Annotated in this window: 23 protein-coding genes; 16 read left to right on the forward strand and 7 right to left on the reverse strand. The window is 73.3% G+C overall.

Annotated features, from left to right (window positions below; all coding sequences use genetic code 11):
* Positions 1-6 precede the first annotated feature (6 nt).
* Positions 7-756, forward strand: a complete 750-nt coding sequence (locus OG509_RS34395) for a VOC family protein (RefSeq protein WP_406187767.1) — start codon at positions 7-9, stop codon at positions 754-756.
* Here the strand turns inward: OG509_RS34395 and OG509_RS34400 are convergent, their stop codons facing one another.
* A complete protein-coding gene (locus OG509_RS34400; RefSeq protein ID WP_406186483.1) occupies positions 757-1,677 on the reverse strand; it encodes a cobalamin-binding protein in 921 nt (306 codons plus the stop codon). It abuts the gene before it with no gap.
* A gap of 50 nt (positions 1,678-1,727) precedes the next feature.
* Positions 1,728-2,459, reverse strand: coding sequence for an SDR family NAD(P)-dependent oxidoreductase (locus OG509_RS34405; RefSeq protein WP_406186484.1), 732 nt, complete (start codon positions 2,457-2,459; stop codon positions 1,728-1,730).
* 118 nt (positions 2,460-2,577) lie between these two features.
* On the opposite strand from OG509_RS34405, the gene OG509_RS34410 reads away from it, so the two are divergent.
* On the forward strand, positions 2,578-3,525 hold the full coding sequence (locus OG509_RS34410; RefSeq protein ID WP_406186485.1) for a tellurite resistance/C4-dicarboxylate transporter family protein: 948 nt from the start codon (positions 2,578-2,580) through the stop codon (positions 3,523-3,525).
* Here the strand turns inward: OG509_RS34410 and OG509_RS34415 are convergent.
* Positions 3,522-4,229 carry a YoaK family protein gene (locus OG509_RS34415; protein ID WP_406186486.1) on the reverse strand — a complete coding sequence of 236 codons (708 nt, stop codon included), beginning with the start codon at positions 4,227-4,229 and terminating at the stop codon, positions 3,522-3,524. The two genes, OG509_RS34410 and OG509_RS34415, sit on opposite strands and share 4 nt — an antisense overlap.
* 132 nt (positions 4,230-4,361) lie before the next feature.
* Here OG509_RS34415 and OG509_RS34420 point away from each other — a divergent pair, with 132 nt between their 5' ends.
* The 4 genes from OG509_RS34420 (at position 4,362) to OG509_RS34435 (ending at position 7,713) form a co-directional block, all read left to right on the forward strand.
* Positions 4,362-4,796, forward strand: coding sequence for a VOC family protein (locus tag OG509_RS34420; protein ID WP_406186487.1), 435 nt, complete (start codon positions 4,362-4,364; stop codon positions 4,794-4,796).
* An 18-nt stretch (positions 4,797-4,814) separates the two neighbouring features.
* A complete protein-coding gene (locus tag OG509_RS34425; protein WP_406186488.1) occupies positions 4,815-5,501 on the forward strand; it encodes an epimerase in 687 nt (228 codons plus the stop codon).
* A gap of 61 nt (positions 5,502-5,562) precedes the next feature.
* Positions 5,563-6,777, forward strand: a complete 1,215-nt coding sequence (locus OG509_RS34430; protein WP_406186489.1) for an RNA ligase — start codon at positions 5,563-5,565, stop codon at positions 6,775-6,777.
* 3 nt (positions 6,778-6,780) lie between these two features.
* Positions 6,781-7,713, forward strand: a complete 933-nt coding sequence (locus OG509_RS34435; protein WP_406186490.1) for an AAA family ATPase — start codon at positions 6,781-6,783, stop codon at positions 7,711-7,713.
* A 142-nt stretch (positions 7,714-7,855) separates the two neighbouring features.
* Here the strand turns inward: OG509_RS34435 and OG509_RS34440 are convergent, their stop codons facing one another.
* Complete coding sequence (locus OG509_RS34440; protein ID WP_406186491.1) at positions 7,856-8,410, reverse strand: hypothetical protein; 555 nt, start codon at positions 8,408-8,410, stop codon at positions 7,856-7,858.
* A gap of 248 nt (positions 8,411-8,658) precedes the next feature.
* Between OG509_RS34440 and OG509_RS34445 the strand changes: the two genes are divergently transcribed.
* From OG509_RS34445 to OG509_RS34460, 4 genes are all read left to right on the forward strand, one after another.
* Positions 8,659-8,892: a DUF397 domain-containing protein gene (locus tag OG509_RS34445; RefSeq protein ID WP_406186492.1), complete on the forward strand. Its 234-nt coding sequence runs from the start codon at positions 8,659-8,661 to the stop codon at positions 8,890-8,892.
* A gap of 37 nt (positions 8,893-8,929) precedes the next feature.
* Positions 8,930-9,865 (forward strand): helix-turn-helix domain-containing protein, encoded by a 936-nt coding sequence (locus tag OG509_RS34450; RefSeq protein WP_406186493.1) that lies wholly within the window; start codon positions 8,930-8,932, stop codon positions 9,863-9,865.
* Between the two features lie 73 nt (positions 9,866-9,938).
* On the forward strand, positions 9,939-10,313 hold the full coding sequence (locus tag OG509_RS34455; protein WP_406186494.1) for a YbjQ family protein: 375 nt from the start codon (positions 9,939-9,941) through the stop codon (positions 10,311-10,313).
* A 155-nt stretch (positions 10,314-10,468) separates the two neighbouring features.
* Positions 10,469-13,915, forward strand: a complete 3,447-nt coding sequence (locus OG509_RS34460; RefSeq protein ID WP_406186495.1) for an endo-alpha-N-acetylgalactosaminidase family protein — start codon at positions 10,469-10,471, stop codon at positions 13,913-13,915.
* Here the strand turns inward: OG509_RS34460 and OG509_RS34465 are convergent.
* A complete protein-coding gene (locus OG509_RS34465; protein WP_406186496.1) occupies positions 13,903-14,763 on the reverse strand; it encodes a helix-turn-helix domain-containing protein in 861 nt (286 codons plus the stop codon). The two genes, OG509_RS34460 and OG509_RS34465, sit on opposite strands and share 13 nt — an antisense overlap.
* A 32-nt stretch (positions 14,764-14,795) precedes the next feature.
* Positions 14,796-15,713: an EamA family transporter gene (locus OG509_RS34470; RefSeq protein WP_406186497.1), complete on the reverse strand. Its 918-nt coding sequence runs from the start codon at positions 15,711-15,713 to the stop codon at positions 14,796-14,798.
* 29 nt (positions 15,714-15,742) lie between these two features.
* On the opposite strand from OG509_RS34470, the gene OG509_RS34475 reads away from it, so the two are divergent.
* The 5 genes from OG509_RS34475 to OG509_RS34495 all read left to right on the forward strand — a co-directional run bounded on the left by OG509_RS34475 (position 15,743) and on the right by OG509_RS34495 (position 20,757).
* On the forward strand, positions 15,743-17,275 hold the full coding sequence (locus OG509_RS34475; protein WP_406186498.1) for a PLP-dependent aminotransferase family protein: 1,533 nt from the start codon (positions 15,743-15,745) through the stop codon (positions 17,273-17,275).
* Positions 17,276-17,342: 67 nt separating this feature from the next.
* On the forward strand, positions 17,343-18,929 hold the full coding sequence (locus OG509_RS34480) for a glycosyltransferase (protein WP_406186499.1): 1,587 nt from the start codon (positions 17,343-17,345) through the stop codon (positions 18,927-18,929).
* A gap of 135 nt (positions 18,930-19,064) precedes the next feature.
* The gene (locus tag OG509_RS34485) at positions 19,065-19,484 is read left to right on the forward strand and encodes an LAETG motif-containing sortase-dependent surface protein (RefSeq protein WP_406186500.1); all 420 of its coding nucleotides are present in this window, start codon (positions 19,065-19,067) and stop codon (positions 19,482-19,484) included.
* Positions 19,485-19,615: 131 nt separating this feature from the next.
* Complete coding sequence (locus OG509_RS34490) at positions 19,616-20,239, forward strand: RNA polymerase sigma factor (RefSeq protein WP_406186501.1); 624 nt, start codon at positions 19,616-19,618, stop codon at positions 20,237-20,239.
* Positions 20,236-20,757, forward strand: coding sequence for a hypothetical protein (locus tag OG509_RS34495; RefSeq protein WP_406186502.1), 522 nt, complete (start codon positions 20,236-20,238; stop codon positions 20,755-20,757). The genes OG509_RS34490 and OG509_RS34495 overlap by 4 nt, the downstream gene beginning before the upstream one ends.
* 28 nt (positions 20,758-20,785) lie before the next feature.
* On the opposite strand, the gene OG509_RS34500 is transcribed toward OG509_RS34495, so the two are convergent.
* Complete coding sequence (locus OG509_RS34500) at positions 20,786-21,238, reverse strand: MarR family winged helix-turn-helix transcriptional regulator (protein ID WP_030154116.1); 453 nt, start codon at positions 21,236-21,238, stop codon at positions 20,786-20,788.
* Between the two features lie 164 nt (positions 21,239-21,402).
* On the opposite strand from OG509_RS34500, the gene OG509_RS34505 reads away from it, so the two are divergent.
* Positions 21,403-22,623, forward strand: coding sequence for an MFS transporter (locus tag OG509_RS34505; protein ID WP_406186503.1), 1,221 nt, complete (start codon positions 21,403-21,405; stop codon positions 22,621-22,623).
* Positions 22,624-22,630: the final 7 nt, after the last annotated feature.

A 22,630-nucleotide genomic window follows, 5' to 3' on the forward strand; every position in this document is an offset into this window, starting at 1 on the left:
AGCCTGATGGCCCGCGATCTCCAGGGGACCCAGCAGTTCTACGGCGCTGTCCTCGGCTGGAAGTTCCGGCCCGCCCGGCTGGGCGAGGGCTGGACCGTCGCCGAGCTGGACGGGGTGCCGGTGGCCGGCGTCGGCACGCTGACCGCCGACCTGCCGGTCGCCGCGGCGTGGACCCCGTACTTCGCCGTCGACGACGCCGACGAGGTCGCCGACCGGATCCGCGAGCGCAGCGGCACCGTCGCGGTCGGCCCGGTCTCCTTCCCCTCCGGCGGCCGCGGCGCGCTGGTCGCCGACCGGGACGGCGCCGTCTTCGGGATCTGGGCGGGCGGGGTGTCCGCCGACTGGCGGGTGGGCCGCGGCCCGGCACCGGCCTGGCTGGAGCTGCGGACCAGGGACGCCTTCGAGGCGGCGATCTTCTACGGCGAGGTGCTGGAGTGGGCCACCGGCCGTCCCGGGTGCTGCGAGGTCTCGTACGAGGACGACCAGGTCGTCCTGCGACAGGCGGGCGACCCCGTGGCCCGCCTGAACGGCGGGATCACCGAGGCCGCGACGCACGCACCGGAGACCAGACCCCGCTGGCACGTCTACTTCCGCGTACCGGACCTCGACGAGGCCATCGAGGCGGCCACCACCTCCGGCGGGGCCACGCTGTCGACCATCATGTCGAGCCCCACCGACCGCTGGGTCAACCTCCGCGACCCGGAGGGCGCCATGTTCACGCTCACCACGGCCCGCCCGGTACCCGAGACCTCCTGATCACGCCCCGGCGAGCCGGAACGCCTCCGCCGGGGTCACCGGATCGCCCACCGCGACCCCGTGCAGGACGTGCGCCAGGACCTCCGCGCCGCGCACGACCCGGGGGCCCGGCCGGTTGAAGTACGCCGGCCCGTCGAGCACCCACACCTCCCCGGCCCGTACCGCGGGCAGCTCCGCCCAGCCCGGCAGCGAGGTGAGCAGCTCCCGCTCCCGTACGGTGCGCTGCGGGCTGAACCCGCAGGGCAGCAGGAGCAGCACGTCCGGACGGGCCGCCCGGACCGCCTCCCAGTCCATGGGCCGGGTGTGCTCGCCCGGCGCGGCGATCAGCGCCTCGCCGCCCGCGGACGCGATCTGCTCCGGCACCCAGTGCCCGGCCGGCCAGAGCGGATCGAGCCACTCGACGGCCACCACCCGCGGCCGCGGCCGGCCCGCGGTCCGGGCCCGTACGGCCTCCAGCCGGGCCGCGAGTGCGGCCCGGCGCTCCGTGGCGGCCTCCCGTACGCCCAGCAGCTCGCCCACCGTGACCAGGCAGTCCAGTACGTCGCCGAGGGTGCGCGGCTCCAGGCTCAGCACCCGCGGCCCGCCGTCCAGCACGCGCACCGCCCGGCTCACCCCCGCGTACGAGACGGCGCAGACGTCGCACAGGTCCTGGGTCAGCACCACGTCGGGCGCGAGGGCGCCGAGCGCCTCGGCGTCGAGCGTGTAGAGGGAGGAGCCGCTGTGCGCGGCGCCGCCGACCGCCGCGGAGATCTCCCGGCTGCTCAGCGCGTCCGAGGAGAACTCGGCGGCGGTCACCACCGGCACCCCGGCCACGGCCGCGGGCGGCCAGTCGCACTCGTGAGTACGGCCCACCAGATCGGCGGACAGCCCGAGCTCGGCCACGATGTCGGTGGCGGCGGGAAGCAGGGAGACGATGCGCATGGCCCGAGCCTAGGCCGTGTCTTTCGGATCAGGGCCGGATCAGGGCCGGGTCAGACCTGGGCGGCTCCGCCGTCCACGAACAGTTCGATGCCCGTGATGTAGCTGCTCTCCTCCGAGGCGAGGAACAGCGCCGCCGCGGCCACTTCCTCCGGGCGGCCGGTCCGGCCCAGCGGGACCCCGGACGTGACCTCCTCCAGGATCGCGGCGGGCGCCCGCGCCAGCGCGGGAGTGTCGATCGGGCCCGGGCTGAGCGCGTTCACCCGGATCCCGCGCCCCGCGAGCTCCAGCGCCATGCTGCGCGCCATCGACCGTACGGCCGCCTTGGTGGCGCCGTAGACGCCGAACCGGGTGGACCCCGAGGAGCCGGCGGTCGAGCCGACCAGGATGACCGAGCCGCGCTCCCCGAACAGCGGCAGCGCCCGCTGCACGGTGAAGAAGGTCGCGCGGAAGTTCAGGTCCGAGACGATGTCGAACTGCTCCTCGGTGAACTCGGCGACGCCGCCCGCCTTCCCGCCGCCCGCGTTGGTCACCAGGACGTCGATCGCCCTGCCTTCGGCGGCGACCGCCGCGTACAACCGCTCCAGGTCCGCCGACCGGGTGACATCGCCCGGCACCCCGACCGCGCCGCTCCCCAATTCCTCCACCGCAGCGGCGAGTTCGGCCTCGCGGCGCCCCGTGACGAACACCCGGGCGCCCTCCCGTACGAACCGGCGCGCCGTCGCCAGTCCGATGCCGGCGGACCCGCCGGTGACCACCGCGACCTTGCCGTCCAGCTGTCCCATGAGCGCAGAGGGTCGGGCAGCACCCCGAGGAAGTCAAGGCACGGGCACGGTGCACGTGATTTGGGCCGGGTGGCCCACCGCGCTCGCGGGCCGCGGCCCGGCGGTGTCCGCTGGCACGGTGAAGCAGGCGTTCCCCCTGCCCGGCCGCCGGTGGTGGACGGGACTCCCCCCGGCCGCGGGCGCCGCCGTCATGGCCGACGGCATCCTCTCCGTCGGCCTGCACCTGATCGGGTTCGACGGGCTGTCCCTCGCCGCGCTGGTCCTCGCCGCCGCGCTGTGGCTCGTACTCGCCGCCGACTTCACCACCCGGCTCGTGGGCGACCGGGGCCGCTTCCGGGCCGAGGCCGACACCCCGGCCGCCCTGATGGCCGTGGCCGCCACGACCGTGCTCGGCACCCGGATCTCCATGCTGGGGTGGCAGGGGATCGCCGCCGCCCTGCTGGCGCTGGCGGCCGTGCTCTGGCCCGGACTGCTGATCACCGTCGTACGGCACTGGGCACGGCGGGTGCCCGGCACCGCGTTCCTCGTCTGCGTCGCCACCCAGGGGCTCGCCGTCCTGGCGGCGACCCTGGCCGCCGCCGTCCACCGCGACTGGCTCGCCCGGGCGGCGCTGGCCGCTTTCTGCCTCGGCCTGCTGCTGTACGCGGTCGCCCTCGTACACTTCGACTTCCGCGAGGTGCTGCGGGGCGCGGGCGACCAGTGGGTGGCCGGCGGCGCGCTCTCCATCTCGGCGCTGGCGGGATCGAAGCTCACGGCATCACCCGTATGGACCGGTTCGGCGCACGCGGCGCTGCGCATCGCGACGCTGGTGACGCTCGCCCTGTCCCTCGGCTGGTACGTGCTCCTGCTCGCCGCCGAGCTGCGCCGGTGGCGGCCGCACTACGACATCCGGCGCTGGGCGACCGTCTTCCCCCTCGGCATGACGGCCACCGCCTGCCTCTCGGCGGCCGGCCCCACCGGGGTCGGCCGGCTGCGCCCGCTGGGCGAGGTACTGCTCTGGATCGCGGTCGGCGCCTGGCTGCTGACCTTCGCCGCCCTGGCCGCCACCCGCCCGGGCACCCCCTAGGTCGTGTGGTGTTCGGCCGCCCTCAGGGCGCCCGCCAGGGCGATCACCAGGAGCAGGGCCACCGCCAGCGCCAGGGCCCAGCGCGATCCGTGGTGGATCGTCAGCACCCCGCCCGCCAGGGCCCCGCAGAACAGGACCGCCACCGAGACCACCCTGCGTACGGCGGCCCGGTCCCACGGGTCGGAGGCCAGGCCCGTCAGCGTCCGGGTGACCACGGTGGTGGTCAGATCGGGCACGCCCAGCCGGAGCACGACGGCGTTCTGCAGGCCCATGCCGAGCGCGAGCAGCCCCACCACCGGCAGCGCCCCCGCCCCACCCGCGGACAGGGCGAGCGCCCCGGCCACCAGTACGGTCTGCGCCGCCACCAGCGGAGCGAACATCCGCGCCGGCTCGCGGCCGTGGCGCAGCCGCCCGGCGGCCGTCGCACCGGCCAGGAAGGCACCGAGCGCCAGCAGGGAGGCCGCGGCCGAGAGTTGGCGGTCACCGGCGAGCGCGAACCCGAGGAAGACCACATTGCCGGTCATGTTCGCGACGAAGGTGTGGTCGAGCCCGAGGTAGCTCACCGCGTCGACCACCCCGCTCACGAAGGTCAGCGCGACCAGCAGCGCGGGCAGCACCCCGTGCGGCCCGATCCCGCCCTCCGGCCCCGGCGGGAAGAGCAGCCCGGCCAGCAGCCGCAGGATCCCGCGCCGGGCGAATTCCATGCGCCAACCCCGTTCCGAAAGGGAGTTACGGCGCAAACCGTACCCGCCGAACGAGCGGCATCGGATGACCGACCCGGAATCCCAGGACGCCTTCCGGAGCCGTTGTCAGTGGTCCTCAGTAGGGTCCCCCTCATGGCATACACGTTCCAGGTGACGATCGATTCCGCCGGCCCGCACCCCCTCGCCGACTGGTGGGCCGACGCCCTCGGCTGGGAAGTGGAGCCCACCGACGAGGAGTTCATCCGCAAGATGGTCGCCGAGGGCCGGGCCACCGAGGAGGACACCACCACCCACCGCGGAGCCCTCGTCTGGAAGGTCGGCGCGGCCATCCGCCACCCCGAGGGGATCGAGCGCGCACCCCGCGTCCTCTTCCAGCTCGTCCCCGAGCCGAAGACGGTCAAGAACCGCGTCCACCTCGACGTCCGCACCGGCTCCGACAACCCGCGGGAGGTCGTCGAGCGCCTGATCGCCAAGGGCGCCCGGCACCTGCACGACAGCAGCCAGGGCCCCTACACCTGGACCACACTCGCCGATCCGGAGGGCAATGAGCTCTGCGTCTCGCACTGACGCCTTTAGGCTGCGCATGTGAACGTCATCCTCTTCGGCGGAACCGGAATGATCGGCCGGGGTGTTCTGCGGGAATGCCTGCGAGACGACTCCGTCACGGCCGTCCTCTCCGTCAGCCGCACCCCGCTCGGCGTCTCCCACCCCAAGCTGCGCGAACGCATCCAGGACGATCCGTCCGACCTCTCGGCCCCGGATCTGGACCTGGCCTCCTTCGACGCCTGCTTCTTCTGCCTCGGCGTCTCCGCCGTCGGTATGAAGGAGCAGGAGTACCGCCGCATCACCCACGTCCTCACCCTCGCCGTGGCCCGCCCGCTCGCCGCCGCCAACCCGCGGCTGACCTTCGCGTACGTCTCCGGCGAGGGCACGGACAGCACCGAGCAGAGCCGCACCATGTGGGCCCGGGTCAAGGGGGAGACCGAGAACGACCTGCTCCAGCTGCCGTTCCAGGCCTACATGTTCCGCCCCGGCCTCGTACAGCCCGTCCGCGGCATGCCCTCCAAGACCCTCCTCTACCGGGTCGGCTACCTGGTCACCGCACCGCTCTTCCCGCTGCTGCGCCGCTTCGCGCCGAACCTCGTCACCACCACCGAGGCCCTGGGCCGTGCGATGATCGCCGTCGCGAGGCCCGACGCCGGTGTCCGTACCCGGATCCTGCGGTCCCAGGACATCAACCGGCTGGGCCGGAGCCCTTCGGACCAGCGATAATTCGGTACCGGGCCACCCCTCCCGCACGTGAGAATGAACCATCTCGAACCGGGAGGAACCCATGGGCCACAACCAGGCCTACCCGACCCTGCACGACCTGCTGCCGCAGCAGGAGCTGGCGGCCGCCATCGACGCCGGACACGTGACCCGCAAGGCGCACCCCGAACTGCCGCTGTCCATCTACACGTACACGCGGACGGCACAGTACGAGCAGGTCTGGAACCGGATCACCATGCGCTGCCGCGGACTCGTCGCCGACGACGCCACCGGCGCGATCGTCGCACTGCCGCTGCCGAAGTTCTTCAACGTCGGCGAGCACGAGTCCGGCCGGCCGTACGCACCGGCCCTGCCCGACGAGCCGTTCGAGGTGTACGACAAGGTCGACGGCAGCCTCGCGGTGGTCTTCCACTACGCGGGCTGCTGGCGCGTCGCGTCCAAGGGATCCTTCATCAGCACCCAGGCCACCTGGGGCCAGCGCCACCTCGACGGCCGCGACACCTCGGCCCTCGTCCCCGGCGTGACCTACCTCGCGGAGATCCTGTACCCGCAGAACCGTATCGTCGTCGACTACGGCGACCGCCGGGACCTGGTGCTCCTCGCCGCGTTCGGCCTGGACGGCACCGAGGTCCCGCTCGCCGAGGCGGCCGGCCACTGGCAGGGCATCGGGTCCGTCGTCACGGTGTGGCCCGCCATGCCGCTCGCCGAACTCCTGGCGCTGGCCGAGTCGAACACCCTGCCCGGCGGGGAGAACGCCGCGGGCACCGACGCCGAGGGCTTCGTGCTGCGGTTCGCCTCCGGCGTGCGCGCGAAGGCCAAGCTGTCCGAATACGTACGCCTCCACAAGCTGGTCACCGGCGTCACCGAGCGGGACGTCTGGCGCAGCCACGGCATCGAGCGCTTCGCCGGACTGCCCGCCAAGGAGCTGGCGCAGGGCCTGAACTGCACCGTCGCCGACATCGAAGCCTCGGGCGGCAAGCCGCTCGAAGCGCTGCTGGAGCAGGTGCCGGACGAGTTCGACACCTGGGTGCGCGAGGTGGTCGCCCGCATCGAGGACGCGGCGGCGCGGCGCGAGCGCGCCATCGACGAGGCGTACGCGCAGCTCGCCCATCTGGCGGGCGACCGGGGCGCGTTCGCGCGCGCCGCCAAGGCGCTGCCCGACCGCTGGATCCGCGCCGCGATGTTCCTGCGCCTGGACGGCCGGTCCACGGAGCTCGTCGTATGGCGGCACGTGCGGCCCGAAGCGTCCGACCCCTTCACGACCGATGAGGAGAACTGACCAGTGTCCGAAGACCCCGCACGCCCCGTCGTCCACGTCATGACGGGGTTGCCGGCCTCGGGGAAGACGACGGCCGCGCGCGCCCTGCAGGCCGAGGCCGCGGGCCGGATGCGCCGCGTCAACCTGGACGACCTGCGGGCCATGCTCGACCTGCCCGACCCGGCGCGCGGCCGCTCGTACCGGCACGAGCAGACCGTCCTGGCCGTGCAGGACGCGGCCGTGCGCGCGGCCGTCGACGGCGGCTTCGACGTGGTCGTCGACAACACGCACCTGACCTCGCACATCCCCAAGCGGCTCAAGGCGGCGGTCGCCGGGCTCGCGACCTTCGTCGTGCACGACTTCACCGACGTGCCGGTGGAGGAGTGCCTGCGCCGGGACGCCGCACGGGAGCGGCCGGTCGGCGAGGAGATCATCCGGATATTGAACGACAAGCACATGAGCGCCAAGAAGGGCGGCTGGCGGCTCACCGCGGAGTGGCTGAACGACCAGCCCGTGGTCGTGCCGTACGTGGCCGACCCGGCGCTGCCCTCCGCGGTGATGTGCGACATCGACGGCACGCTCGCGCTCACCGGCGACCGCAGCCCGTACGACTTCTCGCGCTGCGAGATCGACGCGCTCAACGAGCCGGTGCGGTACGCGCTGGACGCCTTCCGGCGCGCCGACGGGGACACCATCGTGCTGCTGTCCGGGCGCGGCGAGGAGCACCGGCCGCAGACGGAGGCGTGGCTGCGCCGGCACGAGGTGCCGTACGACGAGCTGTGGATGCGGCCGCTCGGCGACACGCGCCGCGACGACGTGGTGAAGGCGGAGCTGTTCGACGCGCACGTGCGCCACCGGTACGCGGTGCGGGTGTCGCTGGACGACCGGGACCGGGTGGTCGCGGTCTGGCGCCGGATGGGCCTGGCGACCTGGCAGGTCAACTACGGCGACTTCTAGCGCGGACGGCTGCCGGACTTCCCCGTACCGGGGCCATGAGCGTGCTGATCGTGGACGCCGCGAACGGGCGTGCGGAGCGCGGTTTGTCGGGCCGCGTACCGTACGCCCGGCGGACTGACCGTCCGGTGCGGGGACCGGAAGGTCAGTCGCACCACTTCACGTGGTGGAGGTTCTTCACGTAACGGGCGGTGACCCAGGCCTCCTTGCGGTCCTTGCCGTCCTTCCCTTCCATCGCGTCCGCCCCGTTCTCCGGGTTCGAGACCGTGGGCTGCTCCATGGGTTGTTCCATGGGCTGTTCCATGGGCTGCTCCATGGGCTGCTCCATGGGCTTCTGTCCGTCCTTCTCCTTCTCCTTGACGTGGAGGAGGTACCAGACGTTGTTGCCGTCGACCGACTCACCGCGCACCTTGCACACGATGGCGACCTTGTGCTCCGGCTTCACGTGTCCCACGGACTTCGAGCGGCTGGTCGGCTTGGAGCGGAGCTTCAGCGGTCCGTGCGAGACAACCTTGCCGACGGAGTACTCCTTGCCCTGGTAGGTGCCGGCCTGGTCGCTGTCCGGTTCGAGAACGACCAACTCCTGCGACGGGCCGTCGGTCGTCGGACCCTCGTCCGCGACGGCGGCGCCCGCCCCGACCCCGCCGAGCACCAGGCTTGCGGCGGCGAGAGCGAGGATGGTCCTGGTGGGCTTCCGCATGTGCAGGCTCCTCTGCGAAGACTTCCGCCCGGCCGCGGTGAGCCGCGGGCCGGGGCGGCAGCCAGTCGGCTGCCATGGTCGACTATGGCGAGGGCGGGTCGAGCAGCCCCGGTGACCCACCGCCGTTTAGCCCGAAATGCGCAATAAGCGCCCCATGGCCCCGGGGGTCGGATCATCGGGATATCGGGCAGTCGAGGCACCCATTCGAGGGACTCCCGTGCCCCGTACATCTGGCTAGCATTTCTGTCATGCAGATCGACAATGGCGTGGTGGCCGGCGCGATTCCCGGCGTGGTGTGGGTCAAGAGCAGTGCCAGCGTGGGCAACGGCAACTGCGTGGAAGTCGCCGCCCTGACGGGCGGCGGCGTGGCGATGCGGAACTCGCGCTTCCCTGACGGGCCGGCGCTGGTGTTCACGGCCGCCGAGATCGAGTCGTTCCTCCGCGGCGCCAAAGACGCGGAATTCGATCATCTGACCGGATGACGGCTCGATTCGAGGCCGGAGCGTGAGGGGTGGACCGATGGGCGGCGATCGGGTCCGGGCGGCGGCCGACCGCCTGCTGGGGCGGGAACTGCGCAGGTGCCGTGAGGCGCGGGGCCTCACCCTGCGGCAGGTGGCACCGGTCATCCGCGGCTCGGTGTCGAAGATCAGCCGGCTGGAGCGCGGCGAGAGCCCGCCGAGACCGCGCGACGTACGGGACCTTGCCCGGTACTACGGCGTCGACGCCGACGAGATGCGGGCGATAGAACGGCTCCTGGAACACGCGCGGGACTCCGAGTGGTACGAGCAGTTCAGTGATGTCACCCCCGACTTCCTCAAGCGTCTGATCCAGCTGGAAGGCGACGCCGAGGAGATCTGCGTCTACGAGAACCTCGTCGTCCCCGGCATCCTCCAGACCCGCGCCTACGCCCGGCACATGGCGCGGGCGGTCGTGCCCGGCGCCGAGCGGGAGGAGGTCGACCGCGTCGTCGAACTCCGCGCCGAACGGCAGCTGCGGCTGATGAACGGTCCGCTGCCCCGGGTGACCGCCCTGCTGGAGGAAGGCGTACTGCACCGCCGCTGCGGGGACGCAGCCGTGATGGACGAGCAGCTGACCCACCTGCTGCGGGCCGGGGAGACCGGAAAGGTGAGCATCCGTATCCTCCCGATGGCCCGCGCGTACGGGGCCACACCGCCCTACCCGATCACCCACCTGAGGTTCCGCGACGGGGAGCACGCCGAGCTGGCGTACGTGGAGCACATCAACGGCGCGAACTACGTGACCAGGCCGCGGCCCCTCGACGACTACCGCAACGCCCTGACCAACCTGCGCACCGCGGCGGCCTCCAAGGACGAGAGCGCCGACCTGATCCGCACGGCGCAGCGCCAGTTCAGCGCCGAAGACCTCCGGGCGGGCTGCCGCGCCCAGGACGTGGCACTGGCGCACGAATCGGGTCTCGCCGCCCGGCTGCCCTGAAGCCCGCTGAAGGACGGCCGGAACGGGTTCCCTCCGGATGCGCGGGGCCGCGCCCGGCGCCAGAGTGGTCGCCATGGGTATCGAAGATTACAGCGGCGGCCCGGGGGTCCAGCAGACCGGCGTCCTGGTCGTGACGACGAACGACATCCCCGGGTACCGGGTCGAGCAGGTCATCGGCGAGGTCTTCGGCCTCACCGTCCGCTCCCGCCACCTCGGCAGCCAGATCGGCGCGGGCCTGAAGTCGATGATCGGCGGCGAGCTGAAGGGCCTGACCAAGACCCTGGTGGAAACCCGCAACCAGGCCATGGAGCGGCTCATCGAAGCGGCGAAGGCCCGCGGCGGGAACGCGGTCCTGATGATGCGCTTCGACGTGACCGAGGCCGCCGACGTCGGGACCGAGGTGTGTGCGTACGGGACGGCCGTCGTGATCACTCCCGCCGCCTCCTGATCCCCTCCATCCACTTCCGTAAGTCCAGGACGGGGCTCCGCTTTGTCCATGGGCCTGCGGTGGCGCGGTCCGCAAGCTGACAGGTCAGTGAGCGGACCGCGGGCCTCCGTGCCGTGCGGTCTTCCGCCCAGGAAGCACCGACTCCCGGAGGCCCGATGCGCACCCCCCTCTGGCCGACCGCAGCCGCGGTCGCCGGTCTCCTCGCCACCCTCGTCGTCTCCGTGCCGGCGGCCTCCGCGGCGGATGCCACCGCCGCCGCAGCCGTGACGATCAGCTCGCCCGAGCTGTCCGTCAGCGTCGACAGCGGCTTCCCCCGCGTCGTCAGCTACACCCGGCGGGCCACCGGGGACGTGCTGAACGGCAACGAGGACGCCCTCTCCGCGATCGTCGTCAACGGCACCACGTACACCCCCACCGTGACCTCGACGCCCTCCGCCTCCGCCGTGGACTACGCGCTCTCCTTCTCCGGGGTGACCATCAGATCCCGGCTCTCGGTGACCGGTTCGGTCGTGGAGTTCAAGGTCACCGCGATCCAGGACACCGCCGCCCTGCGGGTACGCAGCCTCGCCATCCCCGACCACACCCTCGTCAGCGTCCGCAGCGACCAGCCAGGCGCCGCGCTGGCCACCGCGAACATGTACACCGCCACCACCGGCACCGGGGACACCTTCACCCCCGTCACCGCGAGCACCCCCGTGGACTCCGCCGCGACGACGGTGATGTACGGGCTGGCCGGCACCGCCAAGCTGGCCGCCGCCATCGACTCCAACTCCCTCTACGACACCCCATCCGGCCCCGCCGCCCGGGAGAACGGCCGGATCAGCAAGCGCGTCACCGACAAGGGCGCCTACCGGCGCGCCGGACTGTGGAGCGGAGCCTGGCTCTACCGGGCCGCGGGCGCCGCCGACACCGACACCGAGCCGCTCCCGTACGCGCGGATCGCGATCACCGGCGACCGCAACGGGGATGCGACCGTCGACTGGCAGGACGCCGCCGTCGCCTACCGGGACATCTGGACCCCGCCCACCGGCTGGCAGCAGACCGCCGACCGGGTCGTACAGCGCATCCCCTTCAACTTCGCCTCCCAGGCCACCCACCCCTTCGCCGAGACCCTCGACGAGACCAAGCGCGTCAGCCTCGCCACGGACGGCCTCGGCCAGTTCGTCCTCCTCAAGGGGTACGCCTCCGAGGGCCACGACTCCGCGCACATGGACTACAAGAACATCGGCTCCAAGCTGGGCGGAGCGGCCGACCTGAACGCCCTCACCACCGCCGGACACGCCTACAACGCCGACTTCGGCGTCCACATCAACGCCACCGAGGAGTACCCGGTCTCCGCCACCTTCGACCCGGCCCACCAGAGCGGCGGACAGGGCTGGGACTGGCTCGACCAGTCGTACTACGTGGACACGCGCAAGGACGGCCAGTCCGGCGAGCGGCTGAAGCGGCTCCAGGACCTCAAGGCGGCCGCGCCCGGGCTCGACTTCCTGTACGTGGACGTCTGGTACGGGGACGGGTACGTGTCCCGCAAGCTCCAGCGCGAGATCGGCGGCCTCGGCTTCCAGATCGCCACCGAGTTCCCCAACACCCTGACCGAGCAGTCCCTCTGGCACCACTGGGCGGCCGACGTCAACTACGGCGGCAGCGACCTGAAGGGCATCAACTCCACCATCGCCCGCTTCATCGGCAACCACACGAAGGACGACTGGATCGCCGCGAACCCGCTGCTCGGCGGCGCCGAACTCGCCGCGTACGAGGGCTGGCAGGGCAAGAAGGACTACACCGCCTTCCTGAACACCACCTTCGCCGTCAACCTGCCGACCAAGTACCTCCAGGAATCCCCGATCGTGAAGTGGACCTCCGACACGGTCACCCTCGCGAACGGGACCACCGCCACCACCGCCGGCGGCACCCGGAAGATCACCACCGGCGGGCGCACCGTCCTCAGCGGCGGCAGCTACCTGCTCCCGCGCGACGGGAAGCTCTACCACTGGAACGACAAGGGCGGCTCCACCACCTGGACCCTGCCCGCCGGCTGGTCCGCGCCCAAGCTGTACAAGCTGACCGACACCGGCCGGCAGCTGGTCGGCGACCTCGCCGTCAGCGGCGGCCAGGTCACGGTCAACGCCACCGCGAAGACCGCCTACGTCGTCACCAACGGCGCAGCGCCCGCCCAGGCCGACCCGAAGTGGGGCGAGGCGACCCCGGTCAAGGACCCCTCCTTCTACGCGGGCGACCTGAACGCCTGGACGGTCACCGGGACCGGCGCCGCCGTCGCCCGCAACGCACTGGGCCAGAACGAACTCACCCTGGCCCCCGGGACCGCCCCCGCCGTCTCCCAGCAGCTCACCGGCTTGACTCCCGGCACCTACGCGGCCTCCGTCCGGGTATCCACCCCGACGGGCCGCTCGACCACCCTCACCGTCACCCCGGCCGGCGGCGCCGCCGCATCCGTGTACGCCGACTCCTCGACGCTGACCGACAACCTGGGCGGCAGTGAGAAGAACGGCACCAAGATGCAGCGCATGAAGGTGCTCTTCGACGTACCGGCCGGACAGTCCACCGCCACCCTGAAGCTCTCCGCCGCGGCCGGCTCCGGCACCGTCCACCTGGACGACGTACGGGTCGTCCGCTCGGCCCGCACCCCGCTCGCCGGCCACTGGTTCACCGAGGACTTCGAGAACGTGGACGCCGGCTGGGGCCCCTTCGCCTTCGGCGGCGCCGGCGGCTCGGCCACCGATCCGCGTACGCACATCGCCCAGCGCAACGCCCCGTACACCCAGGCGGGTTGGAACGGCAAACTGGTCGACGACGTGATCTCCGGGCAGAACTCGCTCAAGTCGCACGAGGAGCGCCAGGGCCTGGTCTACCGCACCCTCCCGCAGACGCTGCGCCTGGTGCCCGGCCACGCGTACAAGGTGACCTTCGGCTACGAGAACGGCTTCTCCGGCGACTACCAGTTCATCACCGGCTCCGGCAGCACCGAGACGGCCACCGCGCTGAACCAGGCGCGGACGGCCACCACCTTCACGAAGACCTTCACCGCCGGGAACGACGCCTGGATCGGCATCCGGAAGGCCACCGCCGAAGACTCCCACAACGAGGCCGACTTCATCCTCGACGACCTCGCCGTGGACGACCTCGGGCCGGTCGGCGGCGGCGAACTCCTCGTACCGCAGGCGCAGATGAGCGTGAAGGCCGTCGACAGCCAGGAGACCACCGGCGAGAACGGCAGCGCCGCCAACGTCCTGGACGGCGACGCCGCCACCATCTGGCACACCCAGTGGTACGCCGCCACCGCGCCGATGCCGCACGAGATCACCCTTGACCTCGGCGCCTCGTACAACGTCTCGGCGCTGCACTGCCTGCCCCGGCAGACGCAGAGCAACGGCCGTATCGCCGACTACCAGGTGTTCACCTCCACCGACGGGGTGAACTGGGGGACGGCCGCCGCCACGGGCACCTTCGCGAACACCACCGCCCAGCAGGACGTGCCGTTCACCGCCAGGACCGCCCGGTACGTCAGGCTCAAGGTGACCAGGGAGGTGGGCGGCAATCCCTGGACCTCGGTCGCGGAGCTCAACGTCGGCTACCTGCCCTGAGGTTGCGGTATCGACTGCTGCGGTACCGACTGCTGCCGGCGGAAGCGGACGGGCGCCATGCCCACCCGGCGGCTGAACAGCCTGCTGAAATACGCCGGATCCTCGTAACCGACCCGCCGGGCGACCCCCGCGACCGGCAGGTCGGTCCGGGCCAGCAGCTCCTTCGCCCGGCTGAGCCTGATCCCCAGGAGGTACTCCTTGACCCCCTCGCCGGTGCTGCGCCGTACGGCCGCGCGCAGCTCGGGCAGGGGTATTCCGAGCCGGGCCGCGTGCTCGGCCACCGAAATGGGCAGCAGCGCGTCCCGGGCCAGGGCGTCCATCACCGCGTCCCCGTGCCGGGACACCTCGGCGCGGGCGTAGCGCAGTGCCACGAGCAGTCCGTGCACGGCCGCGGCGGCCTCCACCTCCAGCAGCGGGCCGCCGCGCCGGGCCGCCCGTACGATCCCGTCGACCACGTGCCGTACGCCCTCCGTCCCGCTCAGCGGCACCAGCGGGCGGTCCGGGGTGACGTAGCCGAGGTCGGTGTACGCCTCCACGCCGCGGCCCGTGAAGTCCACGAAGCACTCGTCCCAGCCGGTCTCCGGGTCCGGGCCGTAGTGGTGCTCCACGCCCGGCACCAGCCACAGCAGGGCGGGCGCGGTCACCTGCTGCGGCGGGCGCCCGCCGTGGCTGAACCAGCCGCGCCCCCGGCCGACGACCACCGCGACGTGGTGGTCGAGGGCCCTCGGGCCGACCACCGGCAGCAGGCCCTCCTGCACCCCGACGCCGAGGCAGACCAGGCCGAGTCGCCGGTGGTTGGCGGTGGGGGAGAAGTACCGCATCCAACTGCTGTACGGGAGCTTCGGCATCTGCGGATTGTGATCCACCGGGCCGGGCGCCCTCAAGGGGACGCGGGCGACCGCTCCTTGCGCGGCCGCGGCTCCTTCCGTACGGGCCCGCGGCGCGGGGCGCGGAGCCCGGCCGCCAGCCCGGCGACCACCACGACCAGGCCGAGCCAGACCGGCGGGCCCGGCATCCCGCCGCCGGAGAGTGCCCCGATGGCGGCCGCGGCGAGGGGCGCGATCCCGGCCAGCAGCCCGGCCCGGCCGGCGCCGACGGCGGCCACCGTGCGGTACCAGAGGAGGAAGGCCACCGCCGTCACCATGACGGCAAGGTACCCGGCGGCCGCCCACTGGGCCGGTCCCAGGGCCGGCAGATCGGTGGGGTCCTCGGTGAACAGCGTCAGCACCGCCAGCATCGACGCCCCCAGCCATACGGCGTGTACGGAGACCCCCCACGGCCCGTGGCGCCGCAGTACGGGTACGGCGAGCAGGGTGAAGGCGGCCTCGCAGGCCAGCGCGAGCGCGGCCCAGGCCACTCCGGCGGCGTCGGTCCGGCCGGTCCCCTCGACGAGGACGGCCCCGGCGACGACCACGACGGCCGCCACCAGGATCCGAGTGGTGGGACGGCGGCCCTCCAGCAGCGGGCCGAGCACCCCGAGGAGGACGGGTACAGAGGCCACCGCGACGGCGATGACGGCCGGTTCGGCGTGCGCGACGCCGCGGACGACGGCCACGTTGAACAGCACGAGCCCGGTGGCCGCGATCCCGGCCAGCCACAGCCACTCCCGGCCGCGCGGGCGCAGGATCGGCACCCGGGCGGCCCGGGCGAACGCGATCAGGAGGAGGGTGGCGGCCGTGTATCGGACGGCCTGGGTGGCGAACAGCGGGGCGTGGACCAGGGAGCGCGAGATAGTGACGCTGCTGCCGACCAACACCATGCCGAGGGCGCCGGGGACGAGGGGAGCGAAGGTGTTCATACGACCCAGCCTCTGCGAGCATTGGCCCCATGGGCAGTGCCGAACCACATCGTTCCCAGGGGTCCAAACCGGCCGAGCCCGCAGGCGGCTCGGACTTCCTCCAGCTGGACCGGCGGGTGGCGCCGCCGGGCGGCCGCACGCAATGGCTGACGGCCCGCATCCGGGCCGCCATCGCCGACGGCACGTTGCCGGTCGGCAGCCGCCTCCCGTCGAGCCGGGTGCTCGCGGCGGAGCTCGGCGTCTCCCGCGGCCTGGTCACCGAGGCGTACCAGCGCCTGGCGGACGCCGGCCAGGTCCAGGGCCGCGGCCGCTCGGGCACGACCGTGGTCGCCGCCCCCCTGCCCCCGCCGGCCCCGGCCGACCGGAACGGGCCGGGCGTACCACCGACGCCAAGTGGGCCAAGCGAGCCCGGCGGGCCCGGCGGGCCGTTCGGGCCGGGGGCTGCCGGGGCGCTCGTCGACGCTCTGCGGGCCGTGCCGTGCCGGATCGATCTCTCACCGGGGGTGCCCGACCTCACCGCCTTTCCGCGTACCGCCTGGCTGCAGGCCGAGCGGCGCGTGCTCGGCGCGCTCACGCCCGCCGACTTCGGCTACGGGAACCCGCAGGGCGTGCCCGCGCTGCGGACGGCGGTCACCGGCTGGCTCGCCCGCAACCGCGGGATCCGCGCCGACCCCGACGAGGTCGTCATCGTCGCCGGAGTCGCCCAGGCGCTGGCCCTGGTGGCCCACGTCCTGCGCGAGGGCGGCGTACGCAAGGTCGCCGTGGAGGACCCCGGCTCGCTCGGGGCCCGGCAGCAGCTGGAGTACGGCCGGCTGGAGACCGTACCGGTACCGGTGGACGAGGGCGGGCTGGACACCGCCGCCCTCCGGGCGAGCGGAGCCCCGGCGGTGCTGCTCACCCCGGCGCACCAGTTCCCGACCGGGGTCGTGCTCGACGGCGAGCGCCGCCGGGAGCTGCTCGACTGGGCGGCGGCAGGGGGACTGGTCGTCGAGGACGACTACGACGCCGAGCACCGCTACGACCGCGCCCCCGTCCCCGCGCTGCGCGCCCTGCTGCCCGAGGGCGTCTGCTACGCCGGGAGCGTGTCCAAACTGCTCGCCCCCGCGCTGCGCCTCGGCTGGCTGCTGGTCCCGCCCCGCCTGCGGGACGCGGTGGTGGCCGCGAAGCGCTACGCCGACCTCGGCAATCCGGTCCTCGCCCAGCTGGTGCTGGCCCGGCTGATGGACTCGGGCGAGCTGGAGCGCCACCTGCGCTTCGTCCGGCGCCGCCACCGCCGCCGGCGCGACGCCATGCTCCGGGCGATCGCCGCGCACCTGGCGGGCGCCCGGGTCCACGGCGCGGCGGCCGGCCTGCACCTGATGGTCACCTTCGACGGCGCGGCCTTCGAGGACACCGCCCTCGCGGCCGAGGCCCTGGCCCTGGGCGTCAAGGCCCACCCGCTGTCCTGGCACCGCGTCCGACCGGGCGCACCCGGCCTGGTCCTCGGCTACGCGGCGGGCCCGCCGGGCGAACTGGAAGAAGGCATCGCCCTGCTCGGCCGCGCCCTGCACCGACTCCGCTGACCCGCCCCGACCCGCCTGCGGGGCACCCCCTCCGGAGGCCGGGAAGCGGAACTTTATGCTCAGGCGCATGCACCACGCGTCCGTCCCCGACATCACCGTGATCATCGCCGTCTACAATGCGATGCCCTACCTGAACGAGTGCCTCGACTCCGCGCTCGGCCAGAGCCTCGGGGCCGAGCACCTGGAGGTCATCGCGGTCGACGACGGCTCCACGGACGGCAGCGGCGCCGAGCTGGACCGCTACGCCGCCCGGTACCCGCAGGTCCGCGTCCTGCACCAGCCGAACTCCGGAGGCCCCGGCGCCCCCCGCAACCGCGCCCTCGACCTGGCCCGCGGCCGGTACGTCTTCGTCCTCGACGCCGACGACTACCTCGGCCCCGAGGCGTTGGAGCGGCTCCTGGACATGGCCGAGACCCAGGGCAGCGACGTCGTGCTCGCCAAGCAGGTCGGGCTCGGCCGGACGGTGTCGGACAAGGCTCACCGCCACGCCGAGGAGGCCGCCCTCCACACCTCGGAGGTCTACCGCTCGCTGCACTCGGCCAAGCTGATGCGCCGCCAGGTCATCGAGGACGCCCGCCTGCGCTATCCGGAGGACCTCTGGTACGGCGAGGACCAGGTCTTCATGACGGAGGTGTTCCTGGCCGCCGGGAAGATCTCGGTCGTCGGCGACTACGACTGCTACTTCCTGCGCCGCCGCGACGACGGCCAGAACATCACCGCCCGCCCCCGGACCGCCGGCGAGACGGTGGCGCACATCGAGCGCGTCATGGCCCTGGTCTCCGAGCGGGTCCAGGACCCGGTGGGGCGGCGCCGGATGCTCGGCCGGCACTTCCGCAGCCTGCTGCGCACGGCGCTGCGACCGGCCGCCCTGGCCCGCCACGAGAACCCCGGTTTCACCGGCGAGGTGTACGACCGGGCGCGGGCGCTGGTGCAGACGTACTGGCGGCCGGACATGGGCGGCGAGCTGCCGCCGATCGACTGGATCCGGCTGTACGCCTTCGCCTGCGGCCCGCTGCCTGCCTTCGAGCAGCTGATGGAGTACGACCCGGCCCTGGAGCCGGCGCCGCAGGAGATCGTCGACAACGGGCGCGTGTACCGCTGCTACCCGCTGTTCCGCGATCCGGCGGCGGCACTGCCGGACGTGCTCTTCGACGTGACCGACAGGCTCAAGACGCAGCACCGGCTCACTTCGCTGACCTGGGTTGGCGGCCGCGTGCTGCTGACCGGCCACGCGTACATCCAGTCGCTGGGGACCGGCCGCATGGAGAGCGAGCTGCTGCTGCGGGCGCGGGAGACGGGCGACGAGCACCGCGTACCCGCCCGGGCCCGGCCGGCGCCCGAGCTCACCGAGCAGAACCCGGAGCTGATGATGGCCGGCTTCCTGGCGGAGGTCGACCTGGCCAAGCTGGCCGGCGGGGGTCCGATACCGCCGGGCACCTGGGACTGCTTCCTGAACGTACGGGCGGACGGGGTCACGCGTACGGTCCGGCTGGGCCGCCGGCACGACCCGGAGCTGGACCGCACGGCCCGCCGGGCCAAGGTCCTGGCCCGCGACCCGGGCAGCGCCACGGAACTCACGGCCGCCGCCTTCTTCACCTCGTACGGGAATCTGAGCTTCGAGGTGGTCCGCAGGATCCCGCTGCCCACCGCCTGAAGAAAATTTCTTCGGCCTGAGAAAAATTCTTCGGAATCGGCGGCAACCTCGCGGGGGGTCGCGCGTCGTGCGGGGGTGAAGGGCGGCATTCCGAGCCCTGCACCGACCGTGACCCGACCGTGGAGAACCACTGTGATGAACCTGAAGCGCGTCCCCTCGACCGTCCGCCGTGCGGCCGTCACCGCTGCCGCCGCCGGGGCGGTCCTCGCGCTCGCCGGGCCCGCCTTCGCCGCACAGGGGGCCTCGGCCACCCCGTCGCCCGTCCCCAGCGTCTCGTCGAGCGCCACGCCCACCCCCTCGCGCAGCCTCCCGCCGACCGCGGCGCCGAGCGTCCAGCCCACCCCCTCGCGCAGCGTTCCGCCGACGGCGGCGCCGAGCGTCCAGCCGTCGGGCCGGCCGAGTGCGGCGCCCAGCGCGGCCCCTTCGCAGGCCGGTGACGAGCTCGCGAAGACCGGCTCCTCCGCCACCACCGCCGCCATCGGGGGCGGGGCCGCCGCGCTCATCGCCGCCGGCGCCGGCACCCTCTACGCCGTCCGGCGCCGCGCCAACGGCTAGGCACCCAGAAACCCGGGAATCCAGTGGTCCACCTCGTACCACCCGCACCTTCCGCTCGCCCCCTCACGCTCGGCTTCGGCCGGGCGTGGCGGGGCTCGTGGTCGTGGTCGTGGCGGGGCTTGTGGTCGTCGGTGCTGCGCCGCGAGCGCGCCACCCAGCCGCCGCACGCCCTGCCGTACGGGAACGCCTACGGCCAGGGGGCCGCGTACGGGGCGGGGGCCGCGTACGACCGCGACGCGTACGCCGGCGGCCCGCGCGTCGACGCGCCGCAGCCCACCGTCACCGAGCTCTACCACGCGCACCGGCTGCGCATGGTCCGGCTGGCGGTGCTGCTCGTCGACGACCTCGCCACCGCCGAGGACGTGGTCCAGGACGCCTTCACGGCCCTGTACCGGCGCCACGGGGAGCAGATCAGCGAGGTTGACAACGCGCTCGGCTACCTGCGCACCGCCGTCGTCAACACCTCCCGGTCCGTGCTGCGCCGCCGCCGCACGGCCCGCGCGTGGACCCCGCCCGCGGCGGCCGACATCCCGTCGGCGGAGGACCACGTCGTCCTCGACGAGGCGCACCGCGAGGTCCTCGCCGCACTCGGCCGGCTGACCCCCCGCCGCCGGCAGGTCCTCGTACTGCGCTACTGGGCCGAACTCAGCGAGGCGGAGATAGCGACCACCCTCGGAATCAGCCGGGGCGCGGTGAAGTCGAACGCGAGCCGAGCCCTGGACGCGCTGGAACGGATTCTGGAGGGACGGATATGACGCACGGCGAACGCCCCGTCGAACGCAGGCTGCGCCAGGCCCTCGACGCCCGCGCGGCCGGGATCACCGTGCGCGAGCTGCGCCCCGCGGATCCGCCGGCCCTGCACGTCCGGCGGCTGCCCGCAGCGCGGCTGCGGCGGAACCTGCGCCGGTTCGCGCTGCCGCTGGCGGGACTGGCCGCGGCTGCCGCAGCCGTGACCGGGTACCTCGTACTGGGCCCGGACCCGTCCCCGGCCCGGCCGGTGCCGCCGGCTTCGCCGCCCGAGATCACCGGACCCGGGCCGACCCCGGATTCCCGTACGGGAACCGGCAGTCCGCACCCGTCGGTGGTGCCGTCGTCCCCGATGCCCCCTGCGGCCCCCGGGACCCGCTCGCCGCAGCCGCCCCAGCCGACGCCTACCCCGTCGGGCGGGCGCTCCGCCGCCCAGCCGTCGAGGTCCGCGCCCCCGTCCGCCACCCCCTCGTCCACACCGTCGCGGTCCTCACCGCCCCCGAGCGCGGGACCGTCCAAGGGGTAGGGGTTTTTCGGGTCAGGCGCTCGGGCGCTCAGGCGCGGGTGTTCTCCACCGCCGCGACCAGCGGGGCGAGTTCGGGGTTGCGGCCGGCTTCGGCCAGGGCCTCCCGCAGCGCGGTGTCGTTGGTCGGCCGGGCGGCGGCCAGCAGGGCCAGGCCCGCCTCGCTCACGTCGGTGTAGATGCCCCGGCGGTCCGTGTCGCAGATGTAGCGGTTCAGCAGCCCGCGGTCCTCCAGCCGGCTGACCAGCCGGGTGGTCGCGCTCTGGCTCAGCACCACCGAGTCGGCCACCTGGTGCATCCGCAGGTGCCCGCCCGGGCCGCTGTGCTGGCGGCTCAGGACGTCCAGCAGCGAGTACTCGCGCACGCTCAGCCCGTGGCCGGCCTGCAGGGCCCGCTCGATGTGCGCCTCGATCCGCCCGTGCAGCAGGGAGAGGGCGCACCAGCCCTGGGCGAGGCCGGTGAGTGCGCTGTCGGTGGCCGTCATGGCTGCTCCCTGCTCGTTCCACGGGTGTCCTCCCAGGATAGGCCACCACCGCAATAGCCCGCGCTTGCAATTAGCCCGCGTCTGCAATTAATGTGGACGCATGTAAGCGGCGACGGCAAGCGCCGCGGACTGCACCACCACCTCCCCTTGAAGGACACCCCCTCATGCCCCTCGCACTCCTCGCCCTGGCCATCGGGGCCTTCGGGATCGGCACCACCGAGTTCGTGATCATGGGCCTGCTCCCCGAGGTCGCCGCCGAGTACGGCACCTCGATCCCCACCGCAGGCTTCCTGGTCACCGGATACGCCCTCGGCGTCGTCCTCGGCGCCCCGCTCATGACCGTCCTCGGCACCCGCGTCCCCCGCAAGCGCATGCTGATGCTGCTCATGGGCCTGTTCATCGCGGGCAACGTGCTCTCCGCGCTCGCCCCCGCCTTCGGCGTCATGCTCGCCGGGCGCGTCGTCGCCTCCCTCGCCCACGGCGCCTTCTTCGGCATCGGCTCGGTGGTCGCCGCCGGGCTCGTCGTCCCCGAGAAGAAGGCCGGCGCGATCGCCATGATGTTCACCGGCCTGACGGTCGCCAACGTGGTCGGCGTCCCGCTCGGCACCCTCGTCGGCCAGACCCTCGGCTGGCGCGTCACCTTCCTGATCGTCGCCGCCCTCGGCGTCCTCGGTCTGCTCGGCATCGCCAAGCTGGTCCCCGAGCTGCCCCGGCCCGAGGGCGTCCGGATCCGCCACGAGCTGGCCGCCTTCCGCAACGTCCAGGTACTGCTCGCGATGGCGATGACCGTCCTCGGCTTCGGCGGCGTCTTCGCCGCGATCACCTACATCACCCCGATGATGACCAACGTCACCGGCTTCGCCGACACCTCCGTCACCTGGCTGCTCGTCCTCTTCGGGCTCGGCATGGTCGCCGGGAACCTCATCGGCGGCCGGTTCGCCGACCGCGCGCTGATGCCGATGCTGTACGTGTCCCTGGGCGCCCTTGCCGTCGTCCTGGCCGTGTTCACCTTCACCGCCCACCACAAGATCGCCGCCGCCGCCACGATCACGCTGATCGGCGCGCTGGGCTTCGCGACCGTGCCGCCGCTGCAGAAGCGGGTCCTCGACCAGGCCGCCGGCGCCCCCACCCTGGCCTCGGCCGTCAACATCGGCGCCTTCAACCTCGGCAACGCGCTCGCCGCCTGGCTGGGCGGCCTCGTCATCGCCGCCGGGCTCGGCTGGACCGCCCCGAACTGGGTCGGTGCCGCGCTCGCCGCCTCCGCCCTGGTCCTCGCCCTGGTCTCCGGCGCGCTGGAGCGGCGTACGGCCGCCCGCCCGGGCGCCGGTGGCCGGGCCGTCGCGGCCGGAGCCCCGGCCGCCGCCCCCGTGCCCGCCCACCACTGATCCACGC

Source organism: Streptomyces sp. NBC_01006 (assembly GCF_045162725.1).
In the GTDB taxonomy this organism is placed as follows: Bacteria; Actinomycetota; Actinomycetes; order Streptomycetales; family Streptomycetaceae; genus Streptomyces.

Excerpts from the sequence above, each read along its gene's own strand:
- OG509_RS34495 (WP_406186502.1), top strand. The coding sequence starts at position 20,236 with ATGACGCACGGCGAACGCCCCGTCGAACGCAGGCTGCGCCAGGCCCTC.
- OG509_RS34465 (WP_406186496.1), bottom strand. The coding sequence starts at position 14,763 with ATGCCGAAGCTCCCGTACAGCAGTTGGATGCGGTACTTCTCCCCCACC.
- OG509_RS34470 (WP_406186497.1), bottom strand. The coding sequence starts at position 15,713 with ATGAACACCTTCGCTCCCCTCGTCCCCGGCGCCCTCGGCATGGTGTTG.
- OG509_RS34395 (WP_406187767.1), top strand. The coding sequence starts at position 7 with ATGGCCCGCGATCTCCAGGGGACCCAGCAGTTCTACGGCGCTGTCCTC.
- OG509_RS34415 (WP_406186486.1), bottom strand. The coding sequence starts at position 4,229 with ATGGAATTCGCCCGGCGCGGGATCCTGCGGCTGCTGGCCGGGCTGCTC.
- OG509_RS34405 (WP_406186484.1), bottom strand. The coding sequence starts at position 2,459 with ATGGGACAGCTGGACGGCAAGGTCGCGGTGGTCACCGGCGGGTCCGCC.
- OG509_RS34430 (WP_406186489.1), top strand. The coding sequence starts at position 5,563 with ATGGGCCACAACCAGGCCTACCCGACCCTGCACGACCTGCTGCCGCAG.
- OG509_RS34475 (WP_406186498.1), top strand. The coding sequence starts at position 15,743 with ATGGGCAGTGCCGAACCACATCGTTCCCAGGGGTCCAAACCGGCCGAG.
- OG509_RS34455 (WP_406186494.1), top strand. The coding sequence starts at position 9,939 with ATGGGTATCGAAGATTACAGCGGCGGCCCGGGGGTCCAGCAGACCGGC.
- OG509_RS34420 (WP_406186487.1), top strand. The coding sequence starts at position 4,362 with ATGGCATACACGTTCCAGGTGACGATCGATTCCGCCGGCCCGCACCCC.
- OG509_RS34400 (WP_406186483.1), bottom strand. The coding sequence starts at position 1,677 with ATGCGCATCGTCTCCCTGCTTCCCGCCGCCACCGACATCGTGGCCGAG.
- OG509_RS34460 (WP_406186495.1), top strand. The coding sequence starts at position 10,469 with ATGCGCACCCCCCTCTGGCCGACCGCAGCCGCGGTCGCCGGTCTCCTC.
- OG509_RS34480 (WP_406186499.1), top strand. The coding sequence starts at position 17,343 with ATGCACCACGCGTCCGTCCCCGACATCACCGTGATCATCGCCGTCTAC.
- OG509_RS34440 (WP_406186491.1), bottom strand. The coding sequence starts at position 8,410 with ATGCGGAAGCCCACCAGGACCATCCTCGCTCTCGCCGCCGCAAGCCTG.
- OG509_RS34500 (WP_030154116.1), bottom strand. The coding sequence starts at position 21,238 with ATGACGGCCACCGACAGCGCACTCACCGGCCTCGCCCAGGGCTGGTGC.
- OG509_RS34450 (WP_406186493.1), top strand. The coding sequence starts at position 8,930 with ATGGGCGGCGATCGGGTCCGGGCGGCGGCCGACCGCCTGCTGGGGCGG.
- OG509_RS34445 (WP_406186492.1), top strand. The coding sequence starts at position 8,659 with ATGCAGATCGACAATGGCGTGGTGGCCGGCGCGATTCCCGGCGTGGTG.
- OG509_RS34505 (WP_406186503.1), top strand. The coding sequence starts at position 21,403 with ATGCCCCTCGCACTCCTCGCCCTGGCCATCGGGGCCTTCGGGATCGGC.
- OG509_RS34485 (WP_406186500.1), top strand. The coding sequence starts at position 19,065 with ATGAACCTGAAGCGCGTCCCCTCGACCGTCCGCCGTGCGGCCGTCACC.